Origin of the sequence: Anaerotignum sp. (assembly GCF_031981185.1) — a bacterium.
GTDB lineage: Bacteria > Bacillota > Clostridia > Lachnospirales > Anaerotignaceae > Chakrabartyella.
The window spans coordinates 144,327-156,215 of record NZ_DALYUL010000005.1 but is presented as its reverse complement, the minus strand read 5'-3'; the positions used below and the strand labels follow the sequence as shown (position 1 = coordinate 156,215).

12 protein-coding genes and 1 other RNA gene are annotated in these 11,889 nt (G+C 35.8%); 8 read left to right on the top strand and 5 right to left on the bottom strand.

Features of this window, described 5'->3' with window-relative positions; genetic code table 11:
* The first annotated feature begins 204 nt into the window (after nt 1-204).
* From rpoD to rnpB, 5 genes are all read left to right on the top strand, one after another.
* Nucleotides 205-1,278 carry an RNA polymerase sigma factor RpoD gene (rpoD, locus tag RTK36_RS04450; protein ID WP_312044756.1) on the top strand — a complete coding sequence of 358 codons (1,074 nt, stop codon included), beginning with the start codon at nt 205-207 and terminating at the stop codon, nt 1,276-1,278.
* A 268-nt stretch (nt 1,279-1,546) separates the two neighbouring features.
* Nucleotides 1,547-2,233 (top strand): tRNA (adenine(22)-N(1))-methyltransferase, encoded by a 687-nt coding sequence (locus tag RTK36_RS04445; RefSeq protein ID WP_312044754.1) that lies wholly within the window; start codon nt 1,547-1,549, stop codon nt 2,231-2,233.
* A complete protein-coding gene (locus RTK36_RS04440) occupies nt 2,224-3,348 on the top strand; it encodes a Nif3-like dinuclear metal center hexameric protein (protein ID WP_312044752.1) in 1,125 nt (374 codons plus the stop codon). Before RTK36_RS04445 ends, RTK36_RS04440 begins: the two co-directional genes overlap by 10 nt.
* Before the next feature lie 20 nt (nt 3,349-3,368).
* Nucleotides 3,369-5,030, top strand: a complete 1,662-nt coding sequence (locus tag RTK36_RS04435) for a nucleoside kinase (RefSeq protein WP_312044750.1) — start codon at nt 3,369-3,371, stop codon at nt 5,028-5,030.
* 33 nt (nt 5,031-5,063) lie between these two features.
* Nucleotides 5,064-5,395: RNase P RNA component class A (gene rnpB, locus RTK36_RS04430), an RNA gene on the top strand.
* A 122-nt stretch (nt 5,396-5,517) separates the two neighbouring features.
* On the opposite strand, the gene RTK36_RS04425 is transcribed toward rnpB, so the two are convergent.
* The 5 genes from RTK36_RS04425 to RTK36_RS04405 all read right to left on the bottom strand — a co-directional run bounded on the left by RTK36_RS04425 (nt 5,518) and on the right by RTK36_RS04405 (nt 10,356).
* A complete protein-coding gene (locus RTK36_RS04425; protein ID WP_312044747.1) occupies nt 5,518-6,000 on the bottom strand; it encodes a hypothetical protein in 483 nt (160 codons plus the stop codon).
* Nucleotides 6,001-6,089: 89 nt separating this feature from the next.
* Complete coding sequence (locus tag RTK36_RS04420; RefSeq protein ID WP_312044745.1) at nt 6,090-7,199, bottom strand: stalk domain-containing protein; 1,110 nt, start codon at nt 7,197-7,199, stop codon at nt 6,090-6,092.
* A 177-nt stretch (nt 7,200-7,376) separates the two neighbouring features.
* The gene (locus tag RTK36_RS04415) at nt 7,377-8,567 is read right to left on the bottom strand and encodes a hypothetical protein (RefSeq protein WP_312044743.1); all 1,191 of its coding nucleotides are present in this window, start codon (nt 8,565-8,567) and stop codon (nt 7,377-7,379) included.
* 121 nt (nt 8,568-8,688) lie between these two features.
* On the bottom strand, nt 8,689-9,330 hold the full coding sequence (locus RTK36_RS04410; protein ID WP_312044741.1) for a C39 family peptidase: 642 nt from the start codon (nt 9,328-9,330) through the stop codon (nt 8,689-8,691).
* A gap of 300 nt (nt 9,331-9,630) precedes the next feature.
* Nucleotides 9,631-10,356, bottom strand: coding sequence for a LytR/AlgR family response regulator transcription factor (locus RTK36_RS04405; protein WP_312044739.1), 726 nt, complete (start codon nt 10,354-10,356; stop codon nt 9,631-9,633).
* A 400-nt stretch (nt 10,357-10,756) separates the two neighbouring features.
* Here RTK36_RS04405 and RTK36_RS04400 point away from each other — a divergent pair, with 400 nt between their 5' ends.
* From RTK36_RS04400 to RTK36_RS04390, 3 genes are all read left to right on the top strand, one after another.
* A complete protein-coding gene (locus tag RTK36_RS04400; RefSeq protein ID WP_312044737.1) occupies nt 10,757-10,969 on the top strand; it encodes a hypothetical protein in 213 nt (70 codons plus the stop codon).
* Complete coding sequence (locus RTK36_RS04395) at nt 10,966-11,523, top strand: beta-class carbonic anhydrase (RefSeq protein WP_312044735.1); 558 nt, start codon at nt 10,966-10,968, stop codon at nt 11,521-11,523. Before RTK36_RS04400 ends, RTK36_RS04395 begins: the two co-directional genes overlap by 4 nt.
* The coding region (locus RTK36_RS04390; protein ID WP_312044733.1) for an SOS response-associated peptidase family protein at nt 11,516-11,889 on the top strand (374 nt) is incomplete at its 3' end. The genes RTK36_RS04395 and RTK36_RS04390, both read left to right, overlap by 8 nt.

The window sequence follows — 11,889 nt, the reverse complement described above, 5'->3', positions numbered from 1 at the left end:
CCCGCCCAAAGTAAGGAAGATTTACAAAAGGCGATGAATGAAGCGGTAAAACTACTGAAACGGACGAAAATCGACAAATTGACGGCTGCCGCCGCTACGGTGGAAGAGATACAAAGGCTGGTGGAAGCCAAAAGAATGCTGGATTCCCTGTATATTACCATTTAAGATGGTTAGACTATAAGAGCAGAGAAAGGAAGGATTGCGTTGAAATCCGTCGAAGAAACTACGTTGTTGACCCGTTTAGAGGAATTGGTGCAGCATGGAAAAAAGAAAAAAGGTGTATTAGAGTATAAAGAGATCATGGATCATTTGGCGGATTTGGACCTTGACCCCGACCGAATTGAACGTATTTATGAGTATCTGGAATCTCAAGGAATTGATGTTTTAGGTAACATGGATACAGAAGAGGAGATTGAAAAGGATCTGGATCTGACATTGCCCGAGGGCATCAATATTGATGACCCTGTGCGTATGTATTTGAAGGAAATCGGTAAGGTTCCCCTGTTAAGCGCAGATGAAGAGGTTGATTTGGCACAGCGCATGGAAGATGGCGACGAGGAAGCGAAGAAAAAGCTTGCCGAAGCCAATTTGCGTCTGGTTGTCAGCATTGCAAAGCGTTATGTGGGCAGAGGTATGCTGTTTTTAGATTTGATTCAGGAAGGCAATTTAGGGCTTATTAAGGCGGTTGAGAAATTTGACTACCATAAGGGCTATAAATTTAGTACCTACGCCACCTGGTGGATTAGACAGGCAATTACCCGCGCTATTGCAGATCAGGCGAGAACAATCCGTATTCCCGTGCACATGGTAGAAACAATCAATAAATTGATTCGTATCTCCAGACAGCTTTTGCAGGAATTGGGCCGTGAACCAACGGCAGAAGAGCTGGCAGCGGAAATGCAGATGTCCGAAGATAAGGTAAGGGAAATCATGAAGATTGCCCAAGAGCCTGTTTCCTTAGAAACTCCTATCGGCGAGGAAGAGGACAGCCATTTGGGAGATTTTATCCCTGATGACGATATTCCCGCACCTGCGGAAGCGGCTGCCTTCACATTGTTGAAGGAACAGCTGATTGAGGTGCTGGATACCCTGACAGACAGGGAAGAGAAGGTATTACGCCTTCGTTTTGGTCTGGACGATGGAAGAGCAAGAACCTTGGAAGAGGTTGGTAAAGAATTTAACGTTACCCGTGAACGTATTCGTCAGATTGAGGCTAAGGCCTTGAGAAAGCTTCGCCATCCCAGCCGTAGTAAAAAGTTAAAGGACTATTTGGAATAATTAAATGTTAAAACGGGCGATTTTTCTATTTTCGCCCGTTCTTTTTTTAGGAAGAAAAGTATTTTGCCTTTGTTGATAGGTATGTAAGACTGGGTATAAATATATAATATTTATCATTAGATTTGATTCTTAAAATTCTAGAAAACATAAATTATTTTTATTGAAACTGTTTTATAGTTGAAAAAAACACAGATTTTTGGCTTTTACTGCAAAAACGTAGTAAATCTGAAAATATTGGAATAGACTTTGTCATAGAAAGGAATTCAATATGGATATTTCGAAAAGACTGCAAACGGTTGCGGCTTTGGCATCCTATCCCGTTGTTGCGGATATAGGAACGGATCATGGTTATGTTCCCATCTATCTACATAAAATAGGAAAGCTGAAAAAGGCGTTTGCTTGTGATGTGCGGAAAGGGCCGTTGGAAAAAGCACGGGAGAACATTCTTATGCATCAAGCCCAGGAAATTATAGAAACTCGATTGGGCAGTGGTCTTACAACATTACAGCCGGGAGAGGTTGATACTGCCATAATCGCCGGGATGGGTGGCATGCTGATGATACGCATATTAGAGGATAGCCCCGCTGTGGTTTCTTCTTTAAAGGAACTTATTTTGGCCCCACAACACGATGTGGATCAGGTACGCCGCTATTTGCACAGTATTGGTCTTATTATTGAAACAGAATTGATGATAAAGGAAGATGGCAAGTATTATACCATTATGCGCTGTATTCATGGAGAAGAAAAATATCATCGGGAGATTGACTATTTATATGGTAAAAGGTTATTATTGGTAAAAGACCCATTACTGAAAGAATTGTTAATTGCTGAGGAGGGGAAGTATCTTTTGTTGGAGGAAAAACTTCAAAAAAGCGATACGGAAAGTGCCAAGGAACGCCTGACTCAGTTGAAAGAAGGACTTGCGCTTGTGAGGGAGGCTTTGGCATGTTGGTAACAGTGAAGGATATTGTTGCATTTATGGAGGGCATTGCACCCCCCCATTTAGCAGAGCATTGGGATAATACTGGCCTTGCTGTTGGGGACTATGAACATCCTGTGAAGAAGATTTTGGTAGCACTGGATGTTATTGATTCTGTGATAGAGGAAGCTGTAGAAATTGGTGCAGATTTGATACTGACCCATCATCCCATGCTTCTTTTTCGGAAAATAGACAATATCACGAAAAATGATGCCGTGGGTAGGCGGATTTATAAACTGATTGAAAATGAAATTGCCGCACTTTCTGCCCATACAAATTTGGATGTGGCTGAAGGTGGCACCAATGATGTTCTAGCGGAGATCATTGGTCTTACCAATGTGGAAATTTTGGAAGAAACCTATACAGAGGAATTACGAAAAATTGTTGTCTATGTACCCAAAGGCCACTTGGATACAGTGCGTAAAGCAATGTGCGACGCTGGTGGCGGGCATATTGGAGGTTATTCTCATTGTACATTCCAAGTCCAAGGAGAAGGCACCTTTTTGCCATTGGAGGGAACCACACCTTATATCGGCCAAGAGGGTATTTTGGAAAAAACCACAGAGTGGCGCTTGGAAACCGTTGCACCGTTCAATAAAGTGGATAGAATTATACAAGCAATCAAGGCAGTACACCCTTATGAAGAGGTGGCATATGACATATATCCCGTGGAACAAAAGGGGAAAAAGGAAGGAATTGGTCGTATTGGAGAGTTAGAGAAGCCAATGACTTTTTCCGAAGTTGCAAAGCGCTTAAAGGAAATGCTGAATATAGATGATCACCTTCGTCTTGTGGGGAATCCTAACCAAGAAATAAGGCGAATTGGCCTTTGTACAGGTAGTGGCGTGGAATTTATGGCAGCGGCAAAGAAACAGGGTGCTGATTTGTATTTAACTGGAGATTTGAAATTTCATGAAGCCCAAAAAGCCTTGGAAATGGGACTTTGTGTAGGAGATATTACCCATTATGCCAGCGAGGTAATTATTGTGCCTGTATTACAAAAGGCATTGCAACAAATGGCACAAGAAAAGGGATGGACACTTGAGGTGGTATGTTCTAAGGTGAATGGGCAGACATTCTGGACAATTTGATGGTATAGGAGGAGATGTATTTGGAGCAGTTACAGATTAATGTTATGGGTAAAAGCACGATGGTTGAGGAAGGCATTACTTATGGAGCGTTAGCAAAGAGCTTTCAGGATTTCTGCATAGGCAATATTATGGTAGCAAAGCAAGGTAACCGCCTTCGGGAACTGCGCAGTGCCATTCATGAAAGTGAGCCTATTACTTTTTATGATATTTCAGATGAAGAGGGAAAGCGAGTATATCATAGGGGTGTATCGTTTTTGTTGGCGAAAGCCGTTTGGGACTTGTATGGAAAAGATGCTGCTTTGATTATTGAGCATTCCTTAAGAGGTAATTTGTATTGCGAAATTGTCAGTGACGACCTAACCATTGATAATGCTTTGCTAAAAAGTCTGAAAGCGAAGATGGACGAATATGTAAAGGCAGATTTACCCATTGTGAAGCATACCTTTGGCAAGCATAAGGCCATAGGGATTATGAAAGAGCAGTGTATGCAGGATAAGGTGGAGCTTCTTCGTTTTCGCCGAGCATCAAATGTGAACATTTATGAAATGGATGGGTTTTATGATTATTTTTATGGATACATGCCATTTTCCACAGGGGTGTTGGACGTATTTGAGCTGATACTTCATGAAAGTGGATTTATGATTTGTATGCCCAGCGCCATAAATCCTGATTGCATCCCTCCATTTGTAAATCCTGAAAAAATTAGTGCTGTGTTTATGGAGCAAATGAAGTGGTGCCAGTTGATGGGCGTTGCTAATGTAGCGGATTTGAACAATACCCTCGTGAGAGGTGAATTTGGTGAACTAATCCGAATAAATGAAGCTCTCCATGAAAAGAAAATTGCACAAATTGCAGATCAGGTTTTTCAACGCATTGATCAGGTGAAGATGGTTTTAATTGCTGGCCCTTCTTCTTCCGGTAAAACCTCTTTTGCAAATCGATTGTGCATTCAGCTTCGTGCATTAGGGGTTCGCCCTCATAAAATATCTCTGGATGATTATTTTGTAAATCGAGATTTTACTCCTGTAGATGAACAAGGCAATAAAGACTTTGAGAGCATTTACGCGTTGGATTTAAAGCAACTGAATGAGGATTTAAAAAATATTATTGTGGGCGATCGGGTTGAGATGCCTTCCTTTAATTTTTTAACTGGAATGAGAGAGTATAATGGGAATTATATTCAGTTGGATCAGGATGAGATTTTAGTGATTGAAGGCATTCATGGATTGAATGATATGTTGACCTCGGAAATTCCTAAAGAAAATAAGTTTAAAATATTTATCAATGCAATCACCCAGCTGAATATTGATGACCATAACAGGATTTCCACTTCTGATAGTCGTTTGATTCGCCGGATGGTTCGGGATAATCAGTTTAGAGGCAGGGATGCCGCGGCTACGATTGAATCTTGGAATATGGTGAAAAAAGGAGAGGAAGAAAATATTTTTCCTTATCAAGAAAATGCAGATGCAATTTTCAATTCAGCTACGATTTACGAGTTAAGCGTATTAAAACAATATGCAGAGCCATTATTGTTTGCTGTAGATACTTCTAAGCCCGAATACATTACTGCGAAACGACTCATCAAGTTTTTAGGATATTTCCTTGCGGCACCGGGGCTTGAAATTCCCAATAATTCGTTGATTAAGGAATTTGTTGGAGGCAGCTGCTTCAAGGTTTGACAATAGAAACGGGATGTCGTATAATGATATCCGTGAGTAAGCTGGATGGTCGCGCCCCATAAAGGTGAGGAAAGTCCGGGCTTCATAGAGCAGGGTGCCGGTTAACGACCGGTGGAGGCGACTCTAAGGATAGTGCAACAGAAATAAACCGCCTGTTTTTACAGGTAAGGATGGAAAGGTGGGGTAAGAGCCCACCGCTTCTCTGGCAACAGGGAAGGCTCTGTAAACCCCACCTGAAGCAAGACCAAATGAAACGTGAGGATTGCTCGTCCTGTTTCAATCATGTCGCATGATGCTGTTGGCAACAACAGACCAAGATAGATGACTGTCCACGACAGAACCCGGCTTATAGGTTTGCTCACGATAATATAAAGAATCACCCCCTGAAATCATTGATTTCAAGGGGTTTTTACGTTTGATGGCCAAACGCAGAAATTACTTGTTTTTTTGTAAGTATAAGCAGACGTCGTACATTACTCGAATTAACCTATTCATCCCAATATCTTTCTGATAATTGTGTTACTTTTCCGGATACAGCATTTACTGTAGCATATTTTTTTTCTTTATCTAATTTTATACCATAATAATACTCTCGACTAGAACCTAACAATGATTTTTCACTGTACGAATATTTAATAAATTCAGCTTTTCTATCTAAGTTCATACACTGTTCTATAAGACGTTTACCGTCATTGTACGTATAATTTGGTATAGTACAATAAATTAATAAAGGTAAAATGAATGATATCAGAGCAATCCCCAAAAATCTTAGGTTTAAAAAAAGTCTCTGCTTTCTAAACAATAATATATAATACCAATAGGGTTGCATTAAGAATGGAATAAAAATAGACACAAAATAGCTTCCTCTATACTCCTTGCCCACTTGAAATCCCCAGTATAATTCAAATAATGATATTATACTAATACAGATAATTAAAATTTTTTTGTTAGTATCTTTAATAAAATTCATATAACCCCCCAACTATTATTTATCAGTAAAATATTAGAACACTTATAAATTTGATTTATAAACCAATATCAAAAATGCCATAGTTCCTATTAAAATACATGACTCAACACAAATGTTAGTCCGTCGTCTTTTAAATATGCAATTTCAACTTCTGCTTTAAATTCCAATGTTTCCATATCAAAATATTTGTATATCCTTACATGTTTAACTATGTATTTATTATGAAAACCATCGCTATCTATGGCCATCTGCTTCAGCTCTTCGTCAGTATATTTAAAGGGTTGAATTTTTGACTTATCAAAATCATTATTCCATTTACCCATATAATTAATTATTTTAGCATAGCCACTAAATACATGTATGCGGTAGCCGTAGCGTGTGGGATAACCGTCCACATAATAACGTATATCTAAATTATTTATTGGAGCAACAAACTGGTTTATGTATTCCTGTGTTAATTCATTATCCGACTCAATTGAAACGTTTTCTATTGGGCAAGATTCCTTAACCACAAAGTCTTTCATATTAAACTTTTGATCAATATTTTCTTTGATGTATTTCTCTATTGAATCATAATTTTTTGAACCAGTAATATAAGTCACATTATTTGTGTCAATTGTTTTATGTTCAATTCTCTCGTCAAGATATAAATTTACTAAATCATCAATATTTTCCGGTACCTTTAGTACTGTATCATCCGACAATTTATTTTCTTTGCTTATTACAACTGTTTTCGTGTTTTTATCCCATTTACATGAAAAGTTAAGAGCTTGCGCAATATTGCTAATTGGAAAATATAAATATCCATCAATATTATACCCGTTTAAAGTATTATCTTTTCCATCTACTGAAATTGTTTGTGTGGCTGGTATGATCTGTTTACCTTCGATACGATTATTAAAATTGGGAGGTAATTCGCTATACGGCTCCGATAATAAAACCTCAGCTTTTTTATCATTACTATTCCAATTAACTCCTAAATTCAAAAGATAGCCAACATCTCTTAGCATAAAATAATTTTTATCTTTAATTGAAAAGATTGAAATGTTTGAAGCCTCACGTTGTCCACCATCTTCTTGTAAAATTATAGTATTCCTTGATGGTTTAGCAACCACTGTATCGTTCATAGCAAAGGCAGAAGTATAAAATAAACTGCTAATTAAAATTATGCTGACGAATTTCAAAATAATATTTTTCATTGTATATAACACCTCATTTACGCTAGTATTGCACAAAGGGAACATCTTTAAAGACCTTCCCTTTGACAACCATATTTTATTTTTAATTGATTATCTGTGCAAACGTCAAACATAAACTTGTTACCTAAAAGAAATTAAAGCGATTTGCTATTCGTTTATGAAATATAATTTTCAGGCTCATTTCTTAAGAAGCTCTTTTTTTATTAAAAAATAATTTACTTCTGAGTTAGAGTCATTCATGCTTTTCATAATGATATCCCCCGATTCATTCGTAAAATAATGATTTAAAATATTCAGTTTATCTTGATTAAAGTTAAATTTAATAGGAACAAACTCTTGTCTTGCATAGTCGAATTTGAAAATAGTTTTATCTTGAGTATTTGTAGTCGCAAAGTATAAAGAATTATCTGTATTTGCTAAAGAATCTAATACTGTATAACGACTACTTATGTCTGGACCCAATTCATCTGGAATCTTCAAAGGAACCAAATCTTTATTGCTTTGTATTGGTTCTACTAATATTTGTCCATTTAAAGTGTGGAAAATCAAATTATTTCCAAGTGCATACATATCCATAACAGGATCATCACCAATTTTTGATAGTTTGCTTGAGATTAGGGGTAGTTCAGCAAACTTCTCAGAGGATATATTGTAGGTTAATATGTGAGTGCTTTCCTTGTAATTATCATATCTCAATGTGTATAAATACATGACACCATCGTTTATGGTAATGCAGGAAATTACATCTCCAGTCCCGTTTTGATACTTACCAGACATAATTACTTTTTGAGAAGAATTTTGCAGGCTAAATGCAGTGACTTTGTAATTAGTGCCACCTTCACTTGATGCATCGTCCATTGGAATGATTTCGAATACAAATAAAGTGTTGTTTTCTATATATGTATTGCAAATAAATGTATTTCCAGCCCACTCATGAAATATTGTTGAATTTCCTGTAGATAAATTTATTTCAAAAATCTTGTTTTTGTTATCAATAAACAAGCAAGGGATATACAGATTGTCATCATTAATAGAAATTCGACCTGTAATAAATTTATATTCTGTAAGATCTAATAGCTTTACAGAGGTGTCTTCCGCAATGGTATATTTATAGAATTGTATATTTAAATACTTATTGCTTTTATCCCACTCTTCTATGGAATAGATAATTTGTTTATCATCAAAGAAGAGTATATCTGCTTCATTTGGCAAATTGATTTTTTCTGGATCGGATTGATTGATCACTATGCCCATTGGAGCAGTAGCATTAGGTTTATTTGCATCGCTTTTTGCAGAGGTAGAGAGTGTATTTGCTGTGCAACCAGTAAAACATAAAATGCATAGAATTAGTACCAATAGTTTTTTCATAGTGATAAAATCTCCTTGTCAAATTGAATTAGGCTATCATAAAATGAAATTTAAGAACTTTGGTATCCCTACCTGTTGTTATATTAAATCCAAAATTATGATAGCCGATGAAACAAAATTATTAATATGCCATCTCTTGTGCAAAATGGTCATTTGTTGCCCTGTATAAATCACTTAAAGATACCCAATAGCTTCCGCCAGCTGAAGGTTTAACTCTTTTAATATAAGGATCGGTCAGTAAAATTTCATCTCCATAGGAATTATATCCGTTTGCGTTCAAAAAGTGTCCATTCGTTTTATACTCCCAGCTTCCGGTTTTTTTAAATTTCAGTCTGCATACGACAGGTGTTCCATGATCTACAGCATACTCAACCATTCGAAGAATTTTACTTTTGCTTGGTTGAGAGATAATAACATAAGTTGAGCCATAATCTTTATGATCGTTTATATAATCCACCATGGGTTCTAAATCGCTACCATCATCAGTTGTGCCAATTGCTCTAGCTATTGAATCTTGGGAGCTTGAATATCCATTAATATAATGCAAAGTCTGCTTTACAGTAGCTGGCCCACAAAAATGACCGTTCTCCTGAGTAAAAACTTTAACACCTAATGCACCTCCTGAAGAAGCAGAACGTGCTACTTTTGATTGTGAAAGTACACTCAGTTTGTCAATTAAGGAATTATCTTGTATGCTACTACGGCTTGATAATTTATTAGATTTACTATTCTTATATTTATTTTGATATACGAAGGGTATCATATTTTGTCCATAAGTGCGGTAAGTTGTAATAATTGATATGCTTCTATGTAATAATTGACTATTTAATATTTATTATAAATAAAAATAAAAATCACATAAGTATTTATTTTGATATAAATGATTTGCTATATCCAATGATTATACATTAGCAGATGTTGTTGTCCGTAGGATACCATTTTTTATTCAGAATATCATTATACGATTTATCGAGTAAAAATACTTAGCGTTCTTTTATGCAAATCACATACAAACTGTATTCATAACATTAAATTGATAAGAGTTGATAAAATAAAGAGTGATTCAATTGATATTTCTAAACTCTTTTAAAAATTGGATTTGGAACTGCTGTATATCTTTCAGATTCCTTTTGCTAATCGGTATAATCATTTCATTTATCATCAAAATACTATCACCAGAAATTTTTTTAATATAATTATAGTTGACTATGTATGAATTATGTGTAGTGAGAAATATATTTGGTAACTGCGATTTGACAATTGCTAAAGTTCCGTAAAATTCGTCGGTTCCATTTAATGTAGTAATTTTTACTTTCCTAAGTTTGTTTTCGAAATATAAAATATCTTGAAATGCTATTTGCTTGTATTCTTTTCCAACTTTATACTTAAGTTTTTTCTTCTCCTTGTCTAGCAACTTCAATGACAAATCAATACAATTTAATATCTTTTCTTTATCAATAGGTTTGTCCAAAAAATTCAAAGGTTGAACATCAAAAAGCTGTCTCTCGTATCCTGTTTTTGATGATATAAAAACAATTTTAGTAATATAATCATCCATTTTTTTTCTAAGAGTTGTTCCAACTTCTATACCCGTCGTAGTTTTTAATTCGATATCAAGAAAAATTAAATCAAAACTATGCTGATTTTCAATGTAGTTTATTAATTCTTTTCCATCATAAAATACTTCAATATCAATTTTTATGTTACATTGAATACTATAATCAAGAATAACTTGTTCAATTTCTATACATAAATAATGATTATCGTCACATACAGCTATTTTTAGCATTATAATATCCTCCTTATTATAGATACTATCACTATACCATAGGATTGAAATAATTTCATTTAAATTAACTTTTTTTACTTATCTATGTTTCATTAAGTATTATTGGGTGTAAAGAAGAATTATAATAAGACTTTTAAATAAAAGATGAACAAAGCTTTAATTAGATCTACCTCAAAGGTACCTTTGAAGAGAAGTTTTAAAAGGTTATCTATCCATAAACAATTAGCTTTACTGAATACTAATTATTATGTTATTATAAATTCAATTTAAGAAGGATAGGGTTTATCAAGAGAAGACAAAGAACTATATTATGAAACAAAATAGTAAAGGACATAAAGAAAGAATTTTAGGGTTCTTTCTGCAAAAAAAGATAGCTTTCAGCAGAAAAGAGGCGTAAAAAATGAAGGGACAAATGCAAATAATATCAGGGGCATATTTTATCATTGTCTCATTAGGGCTTTTTTTATGGATACACTTTTGGGGAGGGGACATCTTATTAAAACATATGATTCCCGTTGCATTAGGGTTGATTGTATTATGGTTTTTTATGATTTATGCCGCTATGAAGCGGGATGAGAAACAGACGAATAGAAAACAGGAGGATAAACAATGAACGACCAAATGAGAAAAATTTTAGAATATAATCGGGTGTTTGTTGAGAGCGAGCTATATTCAAAATATGCTACGTCAAAATATCCTGACCGAAAAATAGCTATTTTATCCTGCATGGACACCAGAATGACAGAGCTTTTGCCTGCTGCCCTTGGTCTAAAAAACGGCGATGTAAAAATGATTAAAAATGCAGGCGCCCAAATCAGTCATCCTTACGGAAGTGTTATTTTCAGCTTGCTTGTTGCCATATATGAATTGGGTGTAGACACAGTTTTGGTGATTGGCCATGATGATTGTGGCGGTCGCATTTTGGATGGTGCAAAAATTGTGGAGAAAATGAAGGCAAAGGGAATTACCCAAGAGGCGCTAGAAGAGGCTGAGAGAAATCATCGAAACCCCATTGAATGGTTAACTGGTTTTGGGGATGTTTGTCATGCCGTGGAAAAAACAGTGGCGATTATCAAGACTCATCCCTTGATACACAAAGGCGTTGAGGTTTATGGCTTTGTGATGAATCCGGAAACGGGTGAAATGCGTCGGGTGGAGCATGTGTAGGCTATTTCTATGGAACCAAGAAGATGAGAGTAAGGCTGTACAAAAAATTATGGGAGAGATACGGAGAAAATCGCCAGAAACAAAAGTCCCTCAAATTGTTCGTCCCTGTGATGATATTCCTTATCTTCAGGCCTCCCAGTTGGGAAAAACCACAGCGTCATTAGGTCGTTGGGGATTTCAGACCAATCAAGGCAAGCTGATTTATAACGCAAGGCAGGAAACGGCTTTGTCAAAAGCACTTTTTCAGTCTTGTTTTGAAAAAAATAGATGTATCGTGCCTGCTCATAGTTTTTTTGAATGGAATGAAGACCATGAGTGTTTTAAATTTTCTCAACAAGAGAAAGGCCTCCTCTATTTTGCTGCCTT